This window comes from Amycolatopsis sp. NPDC003731, assembly GCF_053586895.1.
This window is the reverse complement of sequence record NZ_JBSFNC010000022.1, coordinates 1-23,299: the sequence shown is the minus strand read 5'-3', so window position 1 is coordinate 23,299 and position 23,299 is coordinate 1. Positions and strand designations below refer to the sequence as shown.

Below are 23,299 nucleotides of genomic sequence, written 5' to 3'. Positions count from 1 at the left end.
CGTGACGGCCTGGCTCACCGGCCTGCCGAGCGCGGGTAAGTCGAGCATCGCGGAGGCCACCGCGACGCTCGCCGCCAGTCGTGGCCTCGCCGTACAGGTCCTCGACGGCGACGAACTGCGCCGGACCCTCTGCGCCGGACTCGGGTTTTCCCGCGAAGACCGGATCACCAACGTCCGGCGAATCGGCTACGTGGCCGAGCTGCTGGCCCGCAACGGCATCATCGCGCTCGTCGCCGTTATCGCACCGCACCGGGTGGCGCGCGACGCGGTCCGGGCCCACCACGAGCGCGCGGGAACCCGCTTCTTGGAGGTCCACGTCGACGCACCGGTCGAGATCTGCTCACTGCGGGATCGCAAGGGCCTCTACGCGCGACAGCGAGCGGGCACCCTGACCGGGCTCACCGGCGTGGACGACGGCTACGACCGCCCGGAAGCGCCGGATCTCCGGCTGTTCACGGCGACTCGCACTGTCGACGCTTGCGCGCGCGAGGTGCTCCAACTGGTCACCGATCGCGCCCAGGTCGCGGCCATCTCGGGGAAGGGACGTCCGTCATGACCGAGCCACGGGTTCGCCAGGTGACCGCGGCCGAAGTAGCAGCTTTCCGCGAACACGGGTGGGTGTTGCTGCGCGACTTCGTCCGCCCCACACAGCTCGCCGCGCTCGCGGCGGAAATCCGCCGGCTCATGGGCACGAACGCGCAGCGGCACAAGGACGGCAAAGGCTGGCTGTCTTCGATCTGGCGTACCTACGACGAACCCGGCCACGAAAGTGAACGGCTCTGGGAATTCGCCACGTCAGCGGAAGTCGGGCGCATCGGTGCCCGTTTCCTGCGTGACCGCCCGGTGCGCTTCCTGCGCGACGAAGTTTACGTGAAAATGCCGGCCGAAGAAGGCGGAGGCCAGCCGACGCCGTGGCACCAGGACTTCGCTTACGCCAATCGCGACCGGTCCGAACAACTGAACTTCTGGATAGCGTTGGCGGACATCCCAGCGAACGGGGGCGGGATGCGCTACCTGAGCGGTTCGCACCGGGCCGGCCTGCTCGGGCGGTCGTTCGACGGCGAAGCCGACGACACGGTCACCCGCCATCCCGAACTTGTCGACGAATACCCCGTCTCACCTCAAGTGGCCTTGCGTGCCGGCGACGCGTACGCGCACCACGCCATGTCGGTGCACGGCGCTTGGGCGAACACCTCCGACGCGATCCGCTGGAGCTACACCGTCGTGCTCTTCGACGCCGACGCCCGCTACACCGGCGTCCCGTGGGCCGCGAGGCTCGCGGAAAAGATGAAGACCATCAAGATCAACGATACTTTCGAACATCCGCTCACCCCCATTGTGTGGCCGACGGGAAACTGTGGTCAGAATGAGATTTGAAGTGTGGCAACATCGTTTTTCAACCTTGACGATGACCAGGCGATTCAGTAACGTCGAGAGTGGTGTCGAATCGGCACTGGCGAGACCGGGGGAAATTACCACGAATCTGGCCAGATTTCTCGTCGAGCTCCCGGATTTTCGGCGTTCCGAGCATCTTTTCCGACACCAGTCATTTACCCGCGCGTCGTGGCGCGGTGCGTCGCCAACAAGACGATATCGCAAAACACGCGCACTCTGAAAGGGGAAAGGAAATGACCGCTGTCTGGGACACCCGTCCACAGACCGAGGTGGTGCGCACAGTTCCTTACACCGGGGACGGCACCGGCGTCGCCACACCCGATGCCATCGAGACCGTCCGTTCGGCACTGCGGGAAGAAGGCATCGTCATCGTGCGGGGCTTCCCCGCCGAAGCGGCCTCGCTGGTCGCCTTCTCGAAGCAGCTGGGCAAGCCGGAACCCGGCGTGCTGGACGACGGCTCCCTGAAGCCGGACGAGCCGATGTACTGGATCAACGACATCACCCACCAGAAGAAGGGCGGCGGCGAGCTCACCATGCACACCGCCGGCTCGCACGCGGCCGCCGAGCCCCGCATCCACCTGCTCCTGATGGTGGAGAAGAGCGATCTGCCGGTGACCGAAGGCGAAACCGACAACGGCCAGTCGCAGTTCGCTCGCGTGGACGACGCGGTGGCCAGGATGTCCGACATGTTCGGGAGCGAGGCAGCTGAGGCCGCGCTCTCGGTGCTGCTGCGGACACCGATCAGCACGGAGTTCCCCGAGGACGCGCCCCGTGTCGACCCGTTCCTGACCAGGGCGACCGACGGTACGTGGAGCTTCCGCTACTGGCGGCGGATCAAGCAGCACGCGGCGAACGCGGACTTGACCACCGAGCAGATCGAAGCGCTGCACATGTTCGACCAGGCGCTCAACGCCGAGAAGTTTGAGTTCGCTCTCGAGAAGGGTGACCTCGTCGTTCTCGACAACCACCGGACCGCGCACGGTCGCCGCGAGTTTCCCGCCTACGCGCAGGACGCCGACGGCAACCAGCTCGTGTCCAAGCGGCGCATCTTCAACATGCACATCGCAGCGGAGATCTGACTAGAGAACTGCCTCGGGCAGTGAGCGTCACCCTGCCGGCTCGGCCAGCGACGGCCGGGCCGGCAGGGCTGGGGTGAACAACGACGACATCAAGGAGGTGGCCGATGCAGGACGGTTTCTACCTTTCGACGTACCTCAACAGCGCCGGCCTGAATCGGCTTGTCAACGTCGCCTACCGGCACGACAACAACGTCTCGCTGTGGCGGAAGCACGGCCGCGCGGTAACTCTGCTCGGTCACTGGGAGCTGGAACGCCTGACCGGGCAGAAGCAACACCGCACGCCGTTCGCCCACCTCGACGACGCGCGCTCGTTCCTGAACGTCCTGCTCGCCGACTTCGACCTGACGCTCGACGACATGACCGAGATCTGGGGCACTCCGGGGCTCGCCACCGTCGACGACTACCACCTGGTCGCGGAACACCCGGATCTCGCATACCACAGCCTCGGCCACCTCTACAGCGCCATGCTCCTCGACAGCGACGTGTTCTTCGACGGCACGGTTCTCGGCATGGCCGTCGACCGCGGGCCCGATCGGCTGCTCGACCGCCGGTGGAAGACCTGCTGGTTCGCGGGGGCCGTCGCCCGTGCGGGATCCGTCGAATTCTTCCCGATCGAGTCGCCGGGCCCCCTCTATGGATCGGCCAAGGACCGGTTCCGGCTGCGCGAAGGCACGCTGATGGCGCTCGCGACGGCCACCGATGCCGAGGGAAACTGCGACCGAGAGGCCATCCTCGACGAGTTCGCGTTCAGCGGTTTCGAAAGCATGGCCCAGGCACCGGCAGCCCTCGACCGCATCCATGAGCAGGTGCGGGACACCGCGGGAGGCGACCCGCGGTTCACCGAAGAGGAAAGCCTGATCAGCGCCGTCATGAAGGAGGTGCAAGGCATCTCAGTCATGATCATGGAGCGCAACGTTGATCGCGCCGTGGACCGCTTCGCCCTCGACCCGGGTACCACGCATCTCGCGCTAGCCGGCGGCTATGCGCTCAATTGCCCGACCAACAGCCACCTGATGCTGAAGTACGGCTTCGCCGGTCTGCTGGCGCCGCCGTGTGTCAGCGACGGCGGCCAGTCGATCGGCATGGCGCTCGCCGCGTTCCACAAGAAAACCGGCGGTGCCCGGTTCGACTTCACCTTTCCGGGCGCCTACCTCGGCCGCGCCGACGACGATGTCGACGAGGCGCTGGCCGAGTTCGCCGACTTCATCGTCGACGTCTCCCCGGCCGGTCCCGAGGTCGTGGTCGACGACATCCTCGACGGTCCGGTCGCCTGGTTCGCGGGACGTTCGGAAACGGGACCACGCGCACTGGGCAACCGCAGCCTGCTGGCGGATCCCACCTCGCCGGCCGCCAAGACTGCGCTCAACGAACTCAAACGACGCGAGTGGTGGCGCCCGGTCGCGCCGGTGGTGCTGGAAGAGCACTTGACCGACTGGTTCGCCGACTCCCGGCCGTCGCCGTACATGCTGGAGACCTTCACCATCCGCGACGACCGGCGCACCCGCATCCCGGCGGTCGCCCACCTCGACCAGTCGGCCAGGGTGCAGTCGGTCAACCCGGCCCAGAACCCGCGGCTGTACGCCCTGATCGCGGCGTTCCACCGGCGGACCGGGGTACCGATGCTGTGCAACACCTCGCTCAACGACAAGGGCGAGCCGATCGTCGACACCATCGCCGAGGCGGTGACCTTCTGCTTGCGCAGACGAGTCCCGATCGCGTACTTCAACGGGCGGCGGGTGGTGTTCACCGATTTCGAAGCCTTCCCGGCTCCCGGGCCGAGGCCGCGAACAAGAGAGCCGTTCGTGGCGTCTCCCGTCGAACGTTCGGCAGCGGTCCGAGCGGAGGCGAACCCCCACGGCCTGCCCGACTTGCACCTCTACCTGCTCCTGCGCGATTTCGAGCTCGGGGCACGCTTCGACATCAGGACCGAGCAAGGCGCCGCGGGCGCGTTCGCGACCGTGGAACACCGTTTGAACAACGAACCCGGATTACGCGAGCACGCCGAACACGCGATGCGGCGGAGCGCGCTGCAGTTCGCCGACTTCGGGCAGGAGCACATCTTCGACGCCGGCCACGCCGCGGCACACCGATAGGGGAACGATGACCATTCAGCAGACGACCACCACGAACGACCTGGAGCGGCGGGAACAGCTCGAGCAACTCGCCAAGATCGTCGCCGTCCTCGACCGGCTGGGCCCGTCCACCATCCCTGAGCTGCTAAGGCACACCATGCGTGCGGACCGCCAGCTCATTCCGCTGCTGGCGCTCGGCATCGAACGCGGCCAGGTGTCCCGCGACGGCGATCACTACCGCACGCCGCAAGCCACCGCGCCGGAGATCGGCAAGCTTGCGGCGACACTGTTCAACCCGCACGAGGCCTTCCTGCACAGCGGGCAGGGCCGGGCCCTGCTGGACCGGCTCGCCGACGTCGCTCAGGGTAGGCCGAGCGAGGAACACGAGTTCCAGCAGCGGCACGTCTCGCTGCGGACCTCGCTCCTGCGCGCGCTCTACCTCGCCTACCGGGGCGACGTGCACGGCAAGAAGATCGTGCTGCTCGGCGACGACGACCTGACCGGTCTCGCGTTGTGCCTGATCGGCGGCTTCGCGCAGCTCGTGGTGCTGGAGGCAGATCCCCAGCTGGTCGCGTTCATCACCGACCGGGTCGCCCGGCTGGGTGCCGAGAACGTGGAAGTGCGAGTCTACGACGCCCACGACGAAGTCCCCGCTGATCTGGCCGGCGCCGCAGACACCTACTTGTGCGATCCCACGCGCAAGCTCTACCAGGTCTTCCTCGAACGCGGTATCGCTCTCCTGCGCCCCAGCGGAGTGCTGTACTCCTTCGTCAACCCCAGCCACTCCCACCCGGTCGGGCAGTTCATCTTCCAGCGCGCCGCGCTGGACCTGGACTGGGTCTTGACCGACGTCGTGCCCGCGTTCAACGAATACCGGAGGCAGCCGGGATCGCTCACGCCGGAGGAGGAAGCGTTCTATTCGCCTGAGGACGACGACGAGGCGGTTTCGTTCACGGAATCGCTCGTCCGGTTCGTCAAAGGCGCCGGCCGCGAGGCCGAAGCCGAAATGATGAAGTGGGTGGACAGCGGCAAACCGGCGATGTTCTACCGACCCGGCCCGGCCTGACCACGCAGGAAGGGGAGTCCCATCATTCACATGGTCTACGACGTCACCGGCTGCGAACTCACAGGCCTCGGCACGACCGAACTCGTCGGCGCCATGCGGAAGACGGCCGCGCTGCTCGGTTGCACGGTGCTGGGTGAGCTGCCGGTCCAATTCCAGCCGCACGGGGCGACCGCGGTGATCGTGCTCGCCGAATCCCACATCACGGTTTCCACTTGGCCGGAAATCGGGCTTGCGCACATCGACGTGTTCACCTGCCGCGCCGACGCCGAAGTGGACGACGCCGTGGCACCCGTGCTGGCCGCGTTGCGGGCCGGTGAGGTGAAGGTACAAGAAGTAACACGTCTTGGCCCGCCGACGTCGTCGCGATCGACGGTCGAATCGGGAGCCTCGGGAAACTGTAGGATCGCGCAATGCAGCTAGTGAACTTCGACGACCCCCTGCCCATCGACCAGCCCCGCCGGTTCACGGTCGCGGGCCCCTCCGGTTCCGGCAAATCCTCACTCGCCCGGACCATCGCCGCACGGCTCGAAATTCCCTACGTCGAACTGGACGCGCTCTATCACGGTCCGGAATGGACGGTCAGAGAGACCTGGCAGGAAGAGGTGCTCGATTTCATCGCCGGTCCCGAATGGGCCATCGAATGGCAGGGCGAAGAGGTCCGCGAGCAGATGACCGGACGGGCTCAGGTACTGGTGTGGCTGGATCATTCGCGCGTGACGGTGACATCACGGGTGGTCCGCCGCACCGTGCGCCGCAGGTTCGGGGGCTCGCCACTGCCCAACGGCCTTCAGGAAGGACCGCTCCGCACGTTCTTCACCGACCCCGACCACATCATCAAGTGGTCCTGGCGCTACCACGAAAAGATCCGGAACCGGGTGAAGCGCGTCATCGCCGAAGACAACCACCCCGGACTGGTGATCGTCCGTCTGAGGGGTCAGCGGGAGGTCGACGCCTGGCTTCGCGGTCCTTTCGCAGCGGCCACGTCGAGCGGCGAGCCGCAGCGTCGGTAGGTACAGACCACATCATGGGGGAGATTCCGGTTCGGTGAGCGACGAAACGAAGCTGTGGAATTCACGCTTCTTGCTCCTGCTGGGCGGTTTCGCGCTGTCCGCCGTCGGCGACGGCATCTACTTGATCGCGATGAGCTGGTGGGTGCTGGAGCGGACGGGTTCGGCGAGCGCACTCGCGGTCGTCACCATCTGCACGACTGTCGCCATCCTGCTCACCGGACCGTGGGCCGGGGTGCTCATCGACCGAGGCGACTTGCTGCGGCTGCTCGTCATCGCGGACGGCTGGCGAGCGGCTGTACTCGGCGGCCTCCTGGCCATCGCGGCGGCCACCGGATCGGCCGGGCTCGCGCTGCTGGCCGGAGCCGGGTTGCTGATGGGAATCGGCACGGGGATCGCCAAACCAGGGGTACTCGCGCTGATCCCCCGCATTGTCAGCCGGGTCGACGTGCCCCGCGCCAACAGCGTCTTCGACACCGTGCGCACGACCGCGATGCTGGCGGGTCCGACGCTCGGTGGGATCGCGGTCGCCGGATTCGGCCTGTCCGGCGCGCTCGTCGTCGACATCGGCTCGTTCCTCCTCTCCGGTACGGCGGTGCTGCTGCTGCGCCGGCTCGACTCCCGGACGATCGGAGCGCCGGTCAACCGTCAGAAGAAGGCGCGGCTGAGCGAATGCCTGGTCGTGCTGCGGCGCTGCAAACCAGCCCGGGCCAGCATGCTGATCACGGGTGTGGCCAATTCGGCGTTGTCGATGTATTCACTCGCCATTCCGGTGCAAGCCGCGGTGCTGGGCCGAGAAGGCGGCGCGGTCCTCTACGGCCTGTCGCTTTCTGCGTTCCAAGCCGGCATGCTCGTGGTCGGCGTGATCACAGCCAGCAAGCTCGGACGCCGTCTCCGCATCCGCACTTGGGTGATGTGCTGCACGTTGGGCTGCCTCGCCGGGGGCGAGCTGCTCGCCTCGCTCGCCGACGCGCGAACCACACTGCTGGTCGCCGGCTTCCTAGTCGGCGCCGGGATCATGCTCACCGCGGTTCTCGCCGACAGCCAGGTGCAGATCGCCATCCCCCTCGACATGCAGGGCCGGGTGCAGGGGGTGGTGCAATCCGTGTCCACCGGGCTGCGGCCGGTCGGGACCGCCATCGCGGGTGCGCTCGCTGAGGCGCGTGGTCCCGGGCTCGCCCTCTTGGCCGCCGCACTCGCCACGACCGCACTCGCCGTCTTCGTCGGGCTGACCCGGGCCTACGACCAAGTTGTCACTGACGGCACGTTGACCACCGAACCGTGAAATCCATCGCGAAAGATCAGGAGTGAACGATGATCAACACGGGAATCAGCCTCGAACGTTTCGACAAGCCCTTCCTGCACTACCTCGGAGAAGGCCTGGTCTCGCCGGAGGACATCAGCGCGTTGAACGCCGTCCTCCCCGATCGGGACATCTACAGCCGGGAAATCAAGACTGGCTCTGAACACCGCAAAGAGTACCGGATGTGGCGTTCCGAAGTCGCACTCGAGAGCGTGCGGGCACCGGTCGCCGACCGGCTCGCGCCTCCGTGGTCGAAGCTGGTCGACAGTGTGTTGAGCTCCGACTTCCGGCATTGGCTGTCCGAGAACGTCAAAATCGACCTTGCCCCGTGCCCGCAGACCGTGGGGCTCTACGTCTTCGAAGACGGTGACTACACGACCATCGACACCGGGAAAGAAGAGAAGGCTCTGACCTTCGCGTTGTACCTCAACGAGTTCTGGGAGGAGGGTTTCGGCGGGAACTACCAGCTCTACTCCGCCAAGGAACCCGCGGCGTCGCCGGACCGGCAGATCGTCCCGATCGGCGGCCGCTGCACGACCATGACCCCCGGCCCCTCGACCTGGCACCGGATCCAGCAGGTCGATTCGGGCGGGCGCGCCGATCGGCTGGTCATGATGCTGGAATTCTGGCGCCCCTGATGGCGCACGTGCTCTTCGGCGATGCGACGCAGGCCGGGTTGCACACCATCCGGCGAGCTGTCGAAAGGGGCCACTACGTCACGTTCGTGCGCGGGATGTCGGTGCACTACTACGCCGTCGACGACGAGTTCCGGGCACTGCTGGACCGGGTCGGGGAAGTCATCGAAATTCCCGACGCCTTCGACGCAGACGCGCTGACCGATGCGATCGGGAAAGCACACGCTCGACGTCCGGTCGACGGGGTTGTCGGGCAGTACGACTCGGTGCTGCCGGCGCTTTCCGAAGCGTGCGAGCGCTTGCAACTTCCCTTCACCAGCACCGCAGGTGTCCGCAATGTCCGGAACAAGGCGTTGGCCAGGCAGCTGCTGAACGAAGTCGGACTCGCCTCCGCCCGGTTCGCCGTCGCCCGCAACACCGATGGCGTCCTGCGTGCGGCGGAGAAGATCGGCTACCCCGTCGTCGTCAAGCCGGTCAGCGGTACGGACAGCATCATGGCGTCCCGGGCCGATCGGCCCGCCGAGGTCCGCGCAGCGGCGGAGGAAATCTTCGCCGCCGCGGCGGACCGGCGCACACCCGAACTCGTGCGGCGGCTGCTCGACAACGGGGTCCTCGTCGAGGAGCACGTCGAGGGAGAGCTGGTCTCCGCCGAGCTCGGCGTTCTGCGGGGGAAGACCTGGCGTTTCCTGATCACCGGGCGGTCACGAGCGGCGGAGAACGACTGCATCGAAATGGGTGCGGTCCTGCCTGCCCACCACGCTTCCGTGGACGAGGAAGCCTGCTTCGCGTACGCAGAGCGGGTCTGCCGCGCGGTGGGGCTCGACCACGGCGTGTTCCACGTCGAAATGATCGTGACCGGTGAGGGACCGGTACTCGTCGAGGTGAACCCACGGGCAATGGGAGGGGTGATGGCTCGGCTCTACAAGCTGCTCACCGGCACGGACTTCTGCGACTACATCCTCGACATCCACTTGGGAAAGCACCCCCGCCCGGGCTCCGTCCCGCGGCACCGAACGATCACCGCGCGGCGGCTCATGCCCCGCCGGAGCGGAACCCTCCCGGACCAGCTCGACTTGGCAAGCCTCGAGCGGCTCACCTGCACACTCGACAACTTCGAGAACTTCCGCATCCGGCCCGGTGCCGCAGTCGAACGGCAGCAGGTACTCGGCCGCTTCGCGGTTCTCGGCGAGGACTGGGCCGACGCGATGCGGCGAGCGGACGAGCTGATCCCGAGATTCGAAGAGCGACTGGGCATTCCGCTGATCCGCCCGGCCTTCGCGACCGCGGGGACCGGACTCGACGAGGCGTAGCCTCCGCTCCTTCCCGTCATCAGAGCCAAGTCAGGACGTGAACATGTCGATCGTCCCCACCGTCCGACGCGTCGAGGACCTCACCGTCGAGCTCGACGTCTCGGCACCGGTCGTCACCCTGTTCAGCGGCGGCCTGGACAGCAGCCACCTGCTGTTCATGCTGGCGGAGCGAGGTTTCCGGGACATCACCGCACTGGTCGTCGAGCTCGGCGACTTCGTCGACACCGAGAAGGCCGCGGCACTTTGCGAGCAGTTCGGTGCCCGGCTGGAGGTGATCGACCGGCGCGCGGAGCTGGTGAGCGAGTTCGTGTTCCCGGCGATCCAGGCACAAGCGATCTACCTCGGTCTCCATCCGATCAGCTCATCACTCACCCGTCCGTTGATCGCCCGGGAAGGGGTGCGGCTCGCACGGCAGGTCGGCGCCGAAGCCATCTTGCACACGGCTAGCCGCTCGCAGAACACGTTGCGCCGGATCAACGGCGCCATCGGAACCCTCGGCTTCATGGGCAAGTTCGGATCCCCCTACGACGCGTCGGCCGTCCAGCGCGCTCAAAAGCAATTCGACTTGAAGAGCGCCGGCATCGATCTGTTCTCCGACCGCGCGCTCAGCTCTGACTGCAATCTGTGGTGCCGCGAATTCGAGTCGGGATTGCTCGATGACCCCGAAGGGTTCGCCGCTCCAGCTGAATTCTACAAGTGGAGCCGCGCGGATCCGGCCGCCGGCGACCAGATCATCTCGCTTTCCTTCCGAGAGGGCATCCCCGTTGCTTTGGATGGCGAAGCCGTCGGGGGGATCGAACTGATCGACCGACTCAACCGGATCGCCGGCGCGTTCGGACTCGGCCGGTACAGTGGCCTGGAACACCTGGACTCCGGAGCAAAGGTGCTGGAAGTGCGCGAGATGCCCGCGGCCGAGGTTCTTCTGCGGGCTTACCGGCACCTGGAATCGGCGACAGTCGAAGCGGAGACCATCCGCGAAAAGATGGCCTTGGAGCAGATTTGGGTCCGGGAGGCGCTCGAAGGCCGATGGTTCGGCAGCCTCCGGCACGCCGCCCAAGCCTTCATCTCTTACGTCCGGATGGCGGTGACGGGCACGGTGATGTTCGAGCTTTCCGGCCACGGCGCGGAAGTGGTATCGATCCGCGCCGAGCGCCCATTGTACGTGAGAAACCGTGAAACTTGGGAAGCGACCTCGGTGTCCGCGTGGTGATGCCGAGATCAGCCAAATACCGTGGCCAGTGAAACTGAGTGCCGCGGATCGCATGCACGCCGCCGGGCATGAGGTCGTCAGGCCCGACTTCCACGCGTGCCAGACCGCGTCGCCCCCTCAACGGGGCTTCCGGTTGAAGGACGGAGTGATCGGCTGGGCCAAACATCGAGCAGCGTGCGGGTCACGCCGTGCGCGACCCGCCGGCTGACAAGCTGCTGGCTGGCACGTCGATGGGTGCGGTGTTCAGCGCGTTGCTGACGCACCGACCCGACGCTGCGGGGCGTAGTTCGTTGGACGACGCCGAGCAGCAGCGACCAGGAACGGCGGGAGCGCGATCGTCCGGGCGGAGGCCCGGGTCTTCGGCGGCCCCAGCCACCGCATGGACCCCGACTCATGAAGCGCACCCACCAGCGGATCGATCACGATCACGCCGCGTCGGAGGTCGACGTTGTCGCGGTGCAGCCCGGCGAGTTCGCCCCACCGGCAACCGGTCCACGCCGCCGTGATGATCAGCAGCCGCGCGATCGGGCCGCCGAGCAGACCGGTCTGCTCGGCGATCCGCACCACCTGCTCCGGCATCGCCCAGATCCTCTCCGGTACCGCCCGCCGCGACCGTCGACCACGACGCCTCCGCCGACACCTGATTGAACGGGATTAGCCGCTCATCGGCCGCGTCGGCCAGCGGCATCGACAACAGGTTCAGCTGCGAACTCGCCGTCGACGGTGCGGAACCGGCTCGCTCCAGCTCCCGAGCCCACTCGGTCACACCCAGCGCCGTGATCGCACCCGACGGCAGGCCCCCGAACTTCGGCAAGATGTGACACCGCAGCCAACTCCGATAGCTCTCGATCGTCCGCCGATATCTCACGCGTCACGACCTGCTGCCGCGCTGCTCCACCCACGCCACAACGACCTCCCACACCAGGCTGCGAACAACGAGGCGTTGACCCCAACGGTGGTGCCACCGCCGGCCAGCATCCAGATGCACAGACCCACCACGACCGGTCCGTACGCATTCTCATGCCGACCAGCGGCTGCAACAACGGATCGACCATTCATTGCAGCGCACCCGCGCAGCCCCGACCTTGAGACTCGGTCTAGAAGTCCGTGCTGCGTGAAAGCTTCTCGTTGGCGCGTAGCTCCACGAGGGCGTTCTCGTGCATCGCGGTGACGACGTCGTAGCCGGAGTTGCCGAGCACGATCCGGCGCGGCGGAACGGGTGCGTTCATCGCGCTGATCACGGCTTGCACTCCCCGCACGGGATCGCCCTCTTGCTTGCCGTTGTGGTCCACGAACGCCGCCTTGACGCTCTCGACCATCGGCACGTAAGCGTCGACGACCTCGTTGACGGGCTGGTCCTGGAAGCCGGCGAAGGCCTTGGTGCGGGTTGCTCCCGGCTCTACGACGAGCACCCGCACACCGAACGGCTCGACCTCGAGCCGCAGCGTCTCCGACAGTCCTTCGACCGCGAACTTCGCCGCCGAGTAGTAGCCGAACCCCTGCGCGCTGACGAGGCCCGCCACCGACGACATGTTCACGATCCAGCCGCCGCCGCGTGCCCGCATACCCGGCAGGACCGCACGCACCACGTCGACCACGGCGAACAGGTTGAGGTCGAACGTGCGGCGGATCGTCTCGTCAGGGGCCCCTTCGATCGAGCCGAACCAGCCGCGGCCCGCGTTGTTGACGAGCACGTCGATTCCTCCGAACCGCTCCTCCGCCGCCTTGACCGCCGCACGCACCTGCTGGGCATCGGTGACGTCGAGCTCGAGAACCAGCACGCGGTCGCCGTAAGGCTCAGCCCATTCCCGCAGCTCAGCAGGCCGACGCGCGGTCACCGCGACTCGATCGCCCTGGTCCAGTGCGGCCTCGGCGTAGACCAGACCGAACCCCCCGGGCGTCCCACCAGTGATGAACCAAGTCTTCATGATTTTCTCCATTCAAGATCGACGGTCAGGCGGTGTGGTTGGCGATGACGAGTTCGGCGATGAGGCCGTCCCGCAACGCGAACCGGTAGTCGAGCTCGGCGACGCCACCCGGGAAAGTGCCTTCGAGCCGCACGGTCACCACCCAGTGGGCGTCGTCGACGCGGCGAGCGCCGATCTGCTCGGTCGTGTACTCGAACTCGGATCCGGCGTCCCGCAGGAACGCGCGGGTCTTCTCCCGGCCGCGGAAGGTTTCGCCCTGGTCGACGAGCACCGCGTCCTCGGTGAGGAACGACGAGGCGGTGCCGGCGTCGCGGGCGATGTGGGCGGCGAGGAACTCGCGCACGGTGGCCGGGAGCAGATCAGTGTGCTGTGTCATGAATCCATCGTGTGAGCTCGCGGCGCGGGAGGGTCAAGCCGTGGACTCTCCCCCGGGGAGAGAGTCCAGGATGGAGGCATGCTGAGCATCGGCGAGTTCTCGCGGCTGACCCACTTGAGCGTGCGGACCCTGCGCCGGTACCACGAGGCGGCCCTGCTGGAGCCCGCCGTGGTGGACGAGGCCACCGGTTACCGCTACTACGGCCTCGACCAGATCCCGATCGCACAGGTGATCCACCGGCTCCGCGAACTCGACGTCCCCTTGAACGACGTGCAGCGCATCCTGCGGACCCCCGACCCCGGTGTCCGCGCGGCCCTGGTCGCGGACCACCTGCAACGCCTCGAGAACGTGCTCGACCGCACCCGCGCGGCGGTCGTGTCGCTGCGGCGCCTGCTCCAGCCCGACCCGGCGCCGATCGACGTCGAACTGCGCGCGGAGCCCGCCCGGACGGTCGCGGCGGTCGAGGCCGTGGTCGGGCACGGCGACGTCGAGGCCTGGTTCGCCGGCGCGATGGCCGAGCTGGAGGCGGCCGTCGGCGACGCCGTGACCGGACCGCCGGGCGGCTGCTACGACAACGCCCTCTTCGAACAGGAGCGCGGTCACGCGCTCGTCTACCTGCCGACCGCCGCGCCGCCCCGCACCGGGCGCGTGCACCCCGCGGTCCTTCCGGCCGCGGAACTGGCCGTCACCACCCACGTCGGCGAGCACGACGGCGTCGAGGTCACCTACGGCGCACTCGGGACCTGGGTGGTGGAGAACGCGATGTCGGTGGCCGGGCCGGTGCGGGAGGTCTACGCCGTCGGCCCTCGTGACACCGGCGATCCCGCGGCGTGGCGCACCGAGATCGGCTGGCCGGTCTTCCGCGTCACCTGAAGACGCGGTTCGCTTCCCGGGCGGCTCAGGTCATCAGGGCGACGAGGATGGCCAGGGCGGGGGCGCCCTGGCCGATCAGGCCCTTGATCCGCGCCCGGCGGGGGTCGAAGGCGATCAGTGCCACGCTCGCCGCGAGCATGGACACACCGGCCGCCAGGACGAGGGCTCGGCCCGCCGCGAGCGCGCCCGCGTGGGCCGCGGTCAGCCCGGCGAGCACCTGCAGGGCCAGGAGTGCGTTGTAGCAACCCTGGTGGAACGCCCAGGGGCGGACGACGTCGAGATCCGCCGCGCGCACCTCGAACATGGCGTGCACTTCGGGGCGGCCGAAGCGGACGCTTTCCATCGTGAAGATCCACAGGTGCGTCAGCGCCGCGGCCAGCGCGAACAGCTGGGCGGGGAGGTTCATCGGGAGCGAGTCAGCCGCAGGGGCGCGTCCGGGAGCAGCGCGCCGGTCTCGTCCAGTTCGGCCAGCAGGGCGGGCACGCCGACGGTGAGCATCTTGGTGCGGACCGCGCCGAGCAGCTTGGCCATGGCGAACCCGCCGACGCCGGTGAACCCGGTGTGGTCGTAGGTGAAGCGGGTTCCTCCGGCGGTGGGTTCGAGCCGGTAGCGGACGTGGCTGGGTGGCTCCCCTTCCGCGCCGACCCAGGTGTAGTGCAGCAGTTCCCGCGCGCGGGCCTCCAGCACCTCGCAGTCGACGATGCCGCGCCAGCCGGGCATCGGCTTGGCGACGAACTGGAACTTGTTCCCGGCCACCGGTTCGAACCCGACGGCGCGGGCGCCTTTCCCGGTCGAGGTCCAGTACGGGATCAGGTCCGGGTCGGTCATGGCGCGCCAGACCTTCAGGGCCGAGTGCGGGTAGTCGCAGACGATGTGGATCTCGGACATGGCCGGCTCCTTAACTTCAGTGGCTATAAAATTACTGTAGCAGAACTTTTCGTGTGGCTGAAGTAGGATGACCGTGTGACGACAACGGGGACCGGCCGGCCGGCCGTCGAAGGCCTGCGGGAGCGCAAGAAGCGCATGATGCGCCGGCAGCTGTCGGACACCGCCGCGCGGATGTTCCTCGAACGCGGCTTCGACGCCGTCCGGGTGGCCGACGTCGGCGCGGCGTGCGGAGTGTCCGAAAAGACCGTCTTCAACTACTTCCCGAGCAAGGAAGCGCTGCTCCTGGACCGGCTCGAAGCCACGGCCGACGCGTTGCGCACCCACCTGCCGGACCCGGCGCTGACCCCGGTCAGCGCGATGCTGACCATCCTCGACGACGAACGGGACAGCCTCGCCGAGGGTCTCGCCGCCGACCCCGATCAGGACCGCGCGCTGGCGCGGTACCGCAAGTTCGGCGACCTGATCCGGAACACCCCGTCACTGCGCGCCTACCAGAGCGACATCGCCGACCGGTTCGTCGACATCGCCGCCGAAGCACTCGCCACCCGGACCGGGCTGCGCCCCGACGACCCCGAACCCCAGCTCGCCGCGGCAACGCTCCTCGGCCTGTGGCGGGTCCAGTTCCGGGCCCTCCGGACCCACGTGCGCCCCGGCCACCCCCTACCGGCCGCGATCGACGCCGTCAGCCGCGAGGTCCGCCGCGCTGCCCACCTGGCCGAAGCGGGACTGGCCACCTTCCCGGCACCCGCGAAACCAAGCTGACCGGCCGGCAGCGCACCGGAGACCCGGCGACGGCCCGGGCGGCGCGGCTGTCGAGTTCCGGGCGATCCGTTCGTCATCCTCTTCAAGGCACCCGGCACAACGGCCTGGAGGACACGTGCAATACATGCTGCTGATCTACAACTGCGACCGGCCCGAACCCGGCGACCCCGCCTTCCCCGAGGCGTTGGCCCGGGTCAACGCCTTCGCCGAGGAATGCCGGCGGCGTGGTGCGTTCGTCTCCGGCCACCCGCTGCAGGGCGAGCACACCGCCACCACCGTCAGCGTCCGCGACGGCAAGACGCTGATCACCGACGGCCCGTTCCCCGAGACCCACGAACACCTCGGTGGCACCTACGTCCTCGACTGCCGCGACCTCGACGAAGCCCTCGAGCTGGCCGCGCTCTGCCCGATGGCCGCCGACGGCACGATCGAAGTCCGGCCGATCGCCGGGGTTCCGGACCTCGACCACCGCCCGTCGACGGGCGCATGACGGCCGCGGCCGTCCTGTCGACGACCTACCGCGAGCACCGGACGAAGATGCTCGCCGCGCTGGTTCGCGTGCTGGGCGACTTCGAACTCGCCGAAGACGCGCTGCAGGACGCCTGCGCGCTCGCCCTGCGCCACTGGGACGACCAGCCACCCGACGACCCGGTGGCCTGGCTGCTGACCGCGGCCCGCAACAGCGCGATCGACCGCCTGCGGCGGGCCCGCACCGGCCGGGACAAGCTCGCCCGGCTCGCGCCACCACCGGAGGCGGCGACCGTGGACTTCGACGAACAGCGCCTGCTCGGCGTCGGCGACGAGCGGCTCAGCCTGCTCTTCACCTGCTGCCACCCGGCCTTGGCCGAGGAAGCGCGGGTCGCTCTGACGCTGCAGGCCGTGGCCGGCCTGACCGCCGGGCAGATCGCCCGGACCTTCCTGATCGCCGAGCCGGCCCTGGCCCAGCGGCTCGTGCGGGCCAAGCGCAAGATCCGCGACGCGGGCATCAGCCTCGACGTCCCCGCCGACCACCTGCTGCCCGAGCGGCTCTCCGGCGTCCTCGCGGTGATCTACCTGATCTTCACCCGTGGCTACACCGCCGGCGGCGACCAGCCCGAATACCGCGCCCTGCAACAGGAGGCGATCCGCCTCGCCAAGCTCGTGGCCACCCTCATGCCCGACGAACCGGAAGCCCTCGCCCTGGTCGCGCTGCTGCTGGTCCACCACGCGCGCTCGGCCGCCCGGTACACGCCGGCCGGGGACCTGGTCCTGCTCGAAGACCAGGACCGGTCCCGCTGGGACCGTGCCGGGATCGCCGAAGCCGTCCGGCTGCTGGACCGGGCCCTGCGGTTCGGGACGTCCGGGCCCTACCTGCTGCAGGCGACCATCGCGGTCCTGCACGCCCAGGCGCCGACGGCCGAGGAGACGGACTGGTCCGCGATCGCCGCGGTGTACGAGCAGCTGCTCGCCGCAACGCCGTCGCCGGTGGTCGCGCTCAACCACGCCGTCGCGATCGCCATGGCCACCACCCCGGCCGAGGGGCTGGCCTCGATCGACCGGATCGACGGTCTCGACGGCTACCACCTGCTGCACGCCGCCCGCGCCGATCTCCTGCGCCGCCTCGGCCGGACCGGCGACGCGGTCGCGGCGTACCGGCGCGCTCACGAGCTCGCCACCAACCCCGCCGACCAGCGGTACCTCGCCGGCCGCATCCGAGCGCTCGAAAACTCCACGGGCTGAGCTGTCGAGAAGCCGGACAGCCGTTCGTCCTCCGGTGAGTCCACCGACGACGCACCGAAAGGATCCACTCCCATGAGCAGCACCTCGGTTCAGGCCGGCATCGTCGTCGATGTCCGGCGGCACCGGGTACGACGTCGGCTCCGACGGCAGCCGGTGCGCCTGGGCGCGCGTCCTCGTCTGCGTGCCGCCGGAGCGGCTGGTTCTCAGCTGGGACATCAGCCCGCGCTGGTCGCTCGACCGGCACGGCGAAGGCTGGGAAAGCGTTGCCGGCCTCGGCGCCGGCTCGGGGTGGCCGCGCTACTTCGACCGGTTCCGCGCCGCGGCGCACCGGGATGCCGCGCGGAACTGAAGCCGATACCGTCCACACCGGACTCGATCCCAGCAGCTGCGGAGAGGCCACGATGAGCACAGGACCCGGCGATTCACACCGCCGTCGCGCGGAAACGCTGCGCACGGCGATGACCGGCGACACCGGAATCACCGAGGCAGCGCTGCGGACCGCCGTCGCGGCCCGCGCGGCGGGTGGGCCGCCCGTCGCCGAACCGTACGACGAGCTGGCCCGGCAGGTCGGGGCCGCCTCCTACCGGGTCACCGACGCCGAGGTCGACGCCGTGCGGCAGGCGGCCGGCAGCGACAAGGCCGCGTTCGAGATCGTCATGTCCGCCTGTGTCGGCGCCGGCCTGGCCCGGTGGGACGCCGCCGCGCGGGTGATCGCGGAGGCGACCGATGCGCCTGCCTGAAGTCGAACGCGGCGACGGTCTCCGCAGCAGGATGCTGATCCGGGTCATCTCACTGGCGCTGGGCGCGCGTCTCCCGGACGCGGCCCGGGTTGCCTTCTACCACAAGGGTTTCGTCGGGACGGCGCTCGGCGCGTGGACGCAAGCGGCGATGCGCGGGCCGAGCGGATGGTCCGTCGCGGAGCGGGAGCTGATGGCCGCGATGGTCGCCAAGTGGAACTCGTGTCCCTTCTGCGTCGGGGCGCACCGGGCCATCGCCGTGCGCGGGATGGACACGGCGGTGGCCGACGCGGCCCTCGCCGACCACCACTCCGCGCCCCTCCCGGATCCCCTGCGCGCCACGCTCGCCGTTCTGGAGACCATGACGCTTCGCCCCGACGAGCTGGGGAGCGGGCAAGTCCGAGCGGCGCTGGCTGCGGGAGTGACGCGGCGGCAGCTCGAAGACGCGGCCGCGGTCGCAGCCGTGTTCAACATCGTCACCCGCTACGCCAACGCGCTGGGCTTCGCCATCCCGTCCGACGCCGAGTTCGACAAGGCCGCGGGCATGATGCTCAAGCGCGGCTACGCCTGACCTGAACCCGCGCGCTCACGCAGCGGAAGTGCTGGGCTCCGTCCGGTGGCCGGCCGCGTAGTGGGCGGTGCCGATCGCTCCGGCGACCGACAGGACGAACCCCGCCACGGCCGCGGCGGTGAAACCCTCGCGGACGCGGTCGTTCAGCAGCGCCACGCCGATCAGCGAGGACACCGCCGTGTTGGTGGTGAACATGATGGCGGTGACCGCGGTCGCCCGGCCGCGTTGCAGGGCCATCGCGAACGCCACCGCCGCGACGAGCCCGTTGGCGATCATCGCCCACAGCGCCGGTTCCACGGCGAGGTGCCAGACCGGCCCGGACGCGTCGAGCGTCCGGGCCGCGACCCCGACGGTGCTGAACCCCAGCCCGGCGCAGAACCCCAGCACGATCGGCGCCCAGCGGCCGTCCCCGCGCTGGGCGGTGAACGCGATCGCCGCGATGACCACCGCCACGCCCACCAGCAGCAGCTTCCATCCGGGCGGCAACAGGCGCGCGGGGCCCGGGTCCGCGGACAGGCCGAGCAGCACCAGGCCGGTCGCCCCCACGCCGAGCGCGGCCCACCCGGCGCCGGCCAGCCGGACACCGAGGATCGCGGAGATCGTCGCGGTCACGCCGACGCTGAACGCGAGCACCGACTGGACCAGGAACAGCGGCAGGCGGTGCAGGGCCGCGGCGGCGAAGACGAACCCGAGCAGATCGACGCCGACCCCGAGGAAGTAGAGCGGCTGCCGGCGCAGCGCGACCAGATCCTGGGGCGAGCCGCCGAAGGCACCGGCCCGCCGGACCCCGGCCGACTCCAGGATGGAACCGCTGCCCGAGGCGACGGCGGCCAGCACGGCGAGGACGTATCCGAGGATCACCGCCTGAGTGTGCCAGCCCGGCCCCGGCCGGCCGGGCCGGTGCCCCGCACCGACGTGCCGACCGGCGACGATCAAGTCCGGCCGACGCCCCGGAATCCGCCCGGCGCGGTGCCGAACTGGCGCTTGAACGCGTGCGAAAAGGCGAACGGCGAGGCGTAGCCGACCTTCGCGGCGATCGACGGCAAGGCCAGGTCGGTGTCCTGCAGCAGGCGGGCCGCGGTGGTGAGCCGCCACCAGGTCAGGTACGCCATCGGCGGCCGGCCGGTCAGCGCGGTGAAGCGGCGGGCCAGGGTGGCCCGGGACAGGCCGACCCGGGCGGCCAGGTCTTCGATCCGCCACGGCGCTTCGGGGTGCTCGTGCAGCGCTTCCAGTGCGGCCGCGACTTCCGGGTCCCGCAACGCCCGCGGCCAGCCCGGGTCCGGGTGGTCGGTCAGCCAAGCGCGGATCAGGTAGACCAGCAGCACGTCCAGCAGGCCGGTGAGGACCGTCGCCGAGCCCGGCCGCCGCTCGCTCACCTCGACCCCGAGCAGGTCGATCGCCGCGCGCAGCTCGGGGTGGCGCCCGACCTCGGCGGGCAGGTGCGCGACCTCCGGCAGGCTCGCGAGCAGGGGGTGCTGCCGCGCTTGGGACAGCCGGTACTTGCCGCACAGGAACTCGGTGCGCCCGGCCGGCTCGGCCACCGCCGTTTCGAACGGCACCGCGCCGGCCGCGTCCGGCGTCGAGGAGAGGACGTGCGCGCTGCCGTGCGGCACCAGGACCGCGTCGCCGGGACCGAGCGTCACCGGCTCCCCGTCGTCCGGGACCAGCCAGCCGCTGCCGCGCAGCAGCACGTGGAAACCCGCACCCTCGTACGGCGCGAAGCGGTAGCACCAGTCCGGACCGGCCCGCAGCCGGTTCGACGTGGGCCGGCCGACCCGCACCGCGGCGATCGCGTCACTGAGCACGTCCACGCCGACAGCGTAACCCTGAGACGATCGAGCATCGGAACAAGCCGATGACGCATGGAAAAGCTCGCTTTGCCGTCCTAGCGTGGCGTCATGCACATCGGTGAAGTCGAAGTCGTCAAGGTCGTCGAGTGGCAGGGCGAGATCGCCCCGGTGCAGACGATCATCCCGGGCAGCCCGCCGGAGCTCTGGACCGCCAACGCCGGCTGGCTCGCCCCCGACCACTGGAACCCGGAAACCGGCGGCTACCGCGGTGCCGTGCAGACCTGGGTGCTCCGCAGCGAAGGCCGCGTGATCCTGGTCGACACCGGGGTCGGCAACGACCGGGACCGGCCGCAGATCCCGCTGTTCGACCACCTCGCGACACCGTTCCTCGAGCGGCTGGCCGCGGCCGGCGTCCGGCCCGAGGACGTCGACGTCGTCGTGAACACCCACATCCACTACGACCACGTCGGCTGGAACACCGAGCTGCGCAACGGCGACTGGGTGCCCACCTTTCCCCGCGCCACCTACTTGATCCCCCGCGTCGACCAGGTGTACTTCGCCCCGGGCAACGCCCATCGCCGTCCCGCCCCGCGCACCCCGCACGAGCAGCTTCGCCGCGAAGGCAGCCTGCTCGTCTACGCCGACAGCGTCGCGCCCGTGCTCGGCCGGGCCGAGCTGTGGGAAGACCACCACCGCCTCGACCGCAACCTCACCCTCGAAGCCGCGCCGGGCCACACCCCCGGCTCGTCGGTGCTGCGGGTGTCCTCCGGCGCGGACCGGGCGGTGTTCGTCGGGGACCTGCTGCACAGCCCCGCCCAGATCGTGGCCCCGGAGCACAGCAGCTGCTTCTGCGAAGACCCGCGGCAGGCCGCCACCACCCGGCGCGCGATCCTCGAACGCGCGGCGGACACCGGCGAGCTCGTCGTCCCCGCGCACTTCGGGGGACCGGGTGCGGCCGAGGTCCGCCGGGACGGCAGCCGGTTCGCCGTCCACCGCTGGGCCGCGGAGGACTGAAGCAGCTCAGCGTCCGGCGCGTGGCGTTCGGTTGATCCGGGTGCCGGGTCGGACCTACGCTTCAGCGTCGATGATTGCCGAGGAGGATCGATGCGAGGCGTCTGCCGCGGCCGTGGTCAGTTGTTGCTCGTCTCCTGTGTCCTGTCCGCCGGGTTGGTGGCCGCGACGAGCCCGGCGGCCGAGGCGGCGCCGGTGTTCTCCCCCGGTGCGCCGGGCGCCGGCGACCCGTACTTCCCCGACATGGGCAACGGCGGCTACGACGTCGGCCACTACGACATCCGGCTCGCGTACGACCCCGGCACCCAGGCGATCGACGCGACCACCACGATCTTCGCCACGGCCACCCAGAACCTCTCCCGCTTCGACCTGGACTTCCAGGGCCCGCTGACGATCAGCGAGCTCTCGGTGAACGGCCGGAACGCCGCCTTCACCCGCAGCGGTGCCCAGGAACTGGTGATCACCCCGCCGTCCGGGTTGCGGAAGGGCACCCCGTTCGTCGTGTCGGTGTCCTACGCCGGCGTGCCGCAGAAGATCGACGACCCCGCGCTGGGCCTCTCCGGCTGGGTCGCCACCAAGGACGGCGCCGTCGCGCTCAACCAGCCGATCGGTGCGGCGACCTACTACCCGGTCAACGACACCACCGACGACAAGGCGACCTACACCCAGACCATCACCGTGCCGGCCGGGCTCACCGTGCTGGCCAACGGCGAACCCGGGCCCACCACCACCCGCGATCACCGGACCACCTTCCGCTGGACCATGAACCGGCCGATGGCCAGCGAGCTGAGCATGCTCGCGATCGGCGATTACCACGTCACCCGCGGCGTGGCGGCCGGCGGCCTGCCGAACATCACCGCGATCGGCCGGTCGATCGACACGAAACCCGGCCAGGGCAAGGTGTTCAACCAGACCACCGCGCAGATCGTCCAGTGGGAATCGTCGGTGTACGGGACCTACCCGTTCGACTCGACCGGCGGCATCCTCGCCGACGTCGGCGTCGGCTACGCCCTCGAGACGCAGAGCCGGCCGGTCTACGACCACAAGACCAGCGAGGTCGACGGCGACCTGCTCGCCCACGAACTCGGCCACCAGTGGTTCGGCGACAGCCTGACCCCGGTGCACTGGTCGGACATCTGGCTCAACGAAGGCTTCGCGACCTACTCGGAGTGGCTCTACCAGGAGAAGTTCAACGGCGTCCCGGTGCAGCAGACGTTCGAGAAGACCTACGCGGACGAAGAGGACTGGAGCGGCCAGGTCGCCGACCCGGGCCGTGACCACATCTTCGACGACCTGGTCTACAACCGCGGCGCGATGACCCTGCACGCGCTGCGCACGAAGATCGGCGACCGCGCCTTCTTCCGGGTGCTCAAGGAGTGGCCGTCGGCGAACCGGTACACCAACGTCTCGACGCGGCAGTTCATCCGGTTCGTCGAGCGGCTGACCGGCCGCGACCTCGACTCGTTCTTCCGGACTTGGCTCTACCAGCCCGGCAAGCCGTCCCTCTGAGCCGGTGTCGGCACCGCGGGCCGCGAGGGTCGCGGCGGTGAGCGCGGTGGCCAGGGTG

General features: G+C 69.3%; 27 protein-coding genes. 20 read left to right on the top strand and 7 right to left on the bottom strand.

Features of this window, described 5'->3' with window-relative positions; translation table 11 throughout:
• Window position 1: 1 nt before the first annotated feature.
• From cysC to ACWDN5_RS11995, 11 genes are all read left to right on the top strand, one after another.
• Window positions 2-556: an adenylyl-sulfate kinase gene (cysC, locus tag ACWDN5_RS12045; RefSeq protein ID WP_449676246.1), complete on the top strand. Its 555-nt coding sequence runs from the start codon at window positions 2-4 to the stop codon at window positions 554-556.
• Window positions 553-1,377 carry a phytanoyl-CoA dioxygenase family protein gene (locus ACWDN5_RS12040; protein ID WP_449676244.1) on the top strand — a complete coding sequence of 275 codons (825 nt, stop codon included), beginning with the start codon at window positions 553-555 and terminating at the stop codon, window positions 1,375-1,377. The genes cysC and ACWDN5_RS12040 overlap by 4 nt, the downstream gene beginning before the upstream one ends.
• Window positions 1,378-1,628: 251 nt before the next feature.
• Complete coding sequence (locus tag ACWDN5_RS12035) at window positions 1,629-2,474, top strand: TauD/TfdA family dioxygenase (protein ID WP_310975971.1); 846 nt, start codon at window positions 1,629-1,631, stop codon at window positions 2,472-2,474.
• 104 nt (window positions 2,475-2,578) lie between these two features.
• The gene (locus tag ACWDN5_RS12030; RefSeq protein WP_449676243.1) at window positions 2,579-4,567 is read left to right on the top strand and encodes a carbamoyltransferase C-terminal domain-containing protein; all 1,989 of its coding nucleotides are present in this window, start codon (window positions 2,579-2,581) and stop codon (window positions 4,565-4,567) included.
• Window positions 4,568-4,574: 7 nt separating this feature from the next.
• On the top strand, window positions 4,575-5,612 hold the full coding sequence (locus ACWDN5_RS12025) for a bis-aminopropyl spermidine synthase family protein (RefSeq protein WP_310975969.1): 1,038 nt from the start codon (window positions 4,575-4,577) through the stop codon (window positions 5,610-5,612).
• A 30-nt stretch (window positions 5,613-5,642) separates the two neighbouring features.
• Window positions 5,643-6,032 (top strand): adenosylmethionine decarboxylase, encoded by a 390-nt coding sequence (gene speD, locus ACWDN5_RS12020; protein ID WP_310975968.1) that lies wholly within the window; start codon window positions 5,643-5,645, stop codon window positions 6,030-6,032.
• Window positions 6,032-6,622: a (d)CMP kinase gene (locus ACWDN5_RS12015; protein WP_449676241.1), complete on the top strand. Its 591-nt coding sequence runs from the start codon at window positions 6,032-6,034 to the stop codon at window positions 6,620-6,622. The genes speD and ACWDN5_RS12015 overlap by 1 nt, the downstream gene beginning before the upstream one ends.
• Before the next feature lie 34 nt (window positions 6,623-6,656).
• Window positions 6,657-7,904: an MFS transporter gene (locus ACWDN5_RS12010; RefSeq protein ID WP_310975966.1), complete on the top strand. Its 1,248-nt coding sequence runs from the start codon at window positions 6,657-6,659 to the stop codon at window positions 7,902-7,904.
• A gap of 29 nt (window positions 7,905-7,933) precedes the next feature.
• Window positions 7,934-8,560: a 2OG-Fe(II) oxygenase gene (locus tag ACWDN5_RS12005; protein ID WP_449676239.1), complete on the top strand. Its 627-nt coding sequence runs from the start codon at window positions 7,934-7,936 to the stop codon at window positions 8,558-8,560.
• Window positions 8,560-9,867, top strand: coding sequence for an ATP-grasp domain-containing protein (locus ACWDN5_RS12000; RefSeq protein ID WP_449676238.1), 1,308 nt, complete (start codon window positions 8,560-8,562; stop codon window positions 9,865-9,867). Before ACWDN5_RS12005 ends, ACWDN5_RS12000 begins: the two co-directional genes overlap by 1 nt.
• 43 nt (window positions 9,868-9,910) lie before the next feature.
• Window positions 9,911-11,077: an argininosuccinate synthase-related protein gene (locus tag ACWDN5_RS11995; protein WP_449676237.1), complete on the top strand. Its 1,167-nt coding sequence runs from the start codon at window positions 9,911-9,913 to the stop codon at window positions 11,075-11,077.
• Between the two features lie 243 nt (window positions 11,078-11,320).
• On the opposite strand, the gene ACWDN5_RS11990 is transcribed toward ACWDN5_RS11995, so the two are convergent.
• The 3 genes from ACWDN5_RS11990 to ACWDN5_RS11980 all read right to left on the bottom strand — a co-directional run bounded on the left by ACWDN5_RS11990 (window position 11,321) and on the right by ACWDN5_RS11980 (window position 13,381).
• Entirely contained in the window at window positions 11,321-11,656 is a 336-nt protein-coding gene (locus ACWDN5_RS11990; protein ID WP_449676235.1) for a hypothetical protein, read from the bottom strand.
• A 518-nt stretch (window positions 11,657-12,174) separates the two neighbouring features.
• Window positions 12,175-13,005, bottom strand: a complete 831-nt coding sequence (locus ACWDN5_RS11985) for an SDR family NAD(P)-dependent oxidoreductase (RefSeq protein WP_449676234.1) — start codon at window positions 13,003-13,005, stop codon at window positions 12,175-12,177.
• Between the two features lie 25 nt (window positions 13,006-13,030).
• Entirely contained in the window at window positions 13,031-13,381 is a 351-nt protein-coding gene (locus ACWDN5_RS11980; RefSeq protein ID WP_449676232.1) for a nuclear transport factor 2 family protein, read from the bottom strand.
• 78 nt (window positions 13,382-13,459) lie between these two features.
• On the opposite strand from ACWDN5_RS11980, the gene ACWDN5_RS11975 reads away from it, so the two are divergent.
• On the top strand, window positions 13,460-14,254 hold the full coding sequence (locus tag ACWDN5_RS11975; protein ID WP_449676230.1) for a MerR family transcriptional regulator: 795 nt from the start codon (window positions 13,460-13,462) through the stop codon (window positions 14,252-14,254).
• A 25-nt stretch (window positions 14,255-14,279) separates the two neighbouring features.
• On the opposite strand, the gene ACWDN5_RS11970 is transcribed toward ACWDN5_RS11975, so the two are convergent.
• Window positions 14,280-14,660 (bottom strand): DUF1304 family protein, encoded by a 381-nt coding sequence (locus tag ACWDN5_RS11970; protein WP_449676228.1) that lies wholly within the window; start codon window positions 14,658-14,660, stop codon window positions 14,280-14,282.
• Entirely contained in the window at window positions 14,657-15,142 is a 486-nt protein-coding gene (locus ACWDN5_RS11965) for an SRPBCC family protein (RefSeq protein WP_449676227.1), read from the bottom strand. Before ACWDN5_RS11965 ends, ACWDN5_RS11970 begins: the two co-directional genes overlap by 4 nt.
• Before the next feature lie 75 nt (window positions 15,143-15,217).
• On the opposite strand from ACWDN5_RS11965, the gene ACWDN5_RS11960 reads away from it, so the two are divergent.
• The 6 genes from ACWDN5_RS11960 (at window position 15,218) to ACWDN5_RS11935 (ending at window position 18,931) form a co-directional block, all read left to right on the top strand.
• A complete protein-coding gene (locus ACWDN5_RS11960) occupies window positions 15,218-15,904 on the top strand; it encodes a TetR family transcriptional regulator (RefSeq protein WP_449676225.1) in 687 nt (228 codons plus the stop codon).
• 115 nt (window positions 15,905-16,019) lie between these two features.
• Window positions 16,020-16,394, top strand: coding sequence for a YciI family protein (locus ACWDN5_RS11955; RefSeq protein ID WP_449676223.1), 375 nt, complete (start codon window positions 16,020-16,022; stop codon window positions 16,392-16,394).
• Window positions 16,391-17,623, top strand: a complete 1,233-nt coding sequence (locus ACWDN5_RS11950) for an RNA polymerase sigma factor (RefSeq protein ID WP_449676221.1) — start codon at window positions 16,391-16,393, stop codon at window positions 17,621-17,623. The genes ACWDN5_RS11955 and ACWDN5_RS11950 overlap by 4 nt, the downstream gene beginning before the upstream one ends.
• A 109-nt stretch (window positions 17,624-17,732) precedes the next feature.
• Window positions 17,733-17,972 (top strand): hypothetical protein, encoded by a 240-nt coding sequence (locus tag ACWDN5_RS11945; protein ID WP_449676219.1) that lies wholly within the window; start codon window positions 17,733-17,735, stop codon window positions 17,970-17,972.
• 52 nt (window positions 17,973-18,024) lie between these two features.
• Window positions 18,025-18,363, top strand: coding sequence for a hypothetical protein (locus ACWDN5_RS11940; RefSeq protein ID WP_449676218.1), 339 nt, complete (start codon window positions 18,025-18,027; stop codon window positions 18,361-18,363).
• Window positions 18,350-18,931 carry a carboxymuconolactone decarboxylase family protein gene (locus ACWDN5_RS11935; RefSeq protein ID WP_310975951.1) on the top strand — a complete coding sequence of 194 codons (582 nt, stop codon included), beginning with the start codon at window positions 18,350-18,352 and terminating at the stop codon, window positions 18,929-18,931. Before ACWDN5_RS11940 ends, ACWDN5_RS11935 begins: the two co-directional genes overlap by 14 nt.
• 15 nt (window positions 18,932-18,946) lie before the next feature.
• On the opposite strand, the gene ACWDN5_RS11930 is transcribed toward ACWDN5_RS11935, so the two are convergent.
• Both ACWDN5_RS11930 and ACWDN5_RS11925 read right to left on the bottom strand, forming a co-directional pair.
• Window positions 18,947-19,792, bottom strand: coding sequence for a hypothetical protein (locus ACWDN5_RS11930; protein ID WP_449676216.1), 846 nt, complete (start codon window positions 19,790-19,792; stop codon window positions 18,947-18,949).
• Window positions 19,793-19,863: 71 nt separating this feature from the next.
• Window positions 19,864-20,742, bottom strand: a complete 879-nt coding sequence (locus tag ACWDN5_RS11925) for an AraC family transcriptional regulator (RefSeq protein ID WP_449676215.1) — start codon at window positions 20,740-20,742, stop codon at window positions 19,864-19,866.
• A gap of 87 nt (window positions 20,743-20,829) precedes the next feature.
• Here ACWDN5_RS11925 and ACWDN5_RS11920 point away from each other — a divergent pair, with 87 nt between their 5' ends.
• Window positions 20,830-21,735, top strand: coding sequence for an MBL fold metallo-hydrolase (locus ACWDN5_RS11920; protein ID WP_449676213.1), 906 nt, complete (start codon window positions 20,830-20,832; stop codon window positions 21,733-21,735).
• 90 nt (window positions 21,736-21,825) lie between these two features.
• The gene (locus tag ACWDN5_RS11915) at window positions 21,826-23,241 is read left to right on the top strand and encodes a M1 family metallopeptidase (protein WP_449676211.1); all 1,416 of its coding nucleotides are present in this window, start codon (window positions 21,826-21,828) and stop codon (window positions 23,239-23,241) included.
• Window positions 23,242-23,299: the final 58 nt, after the last annotated feature.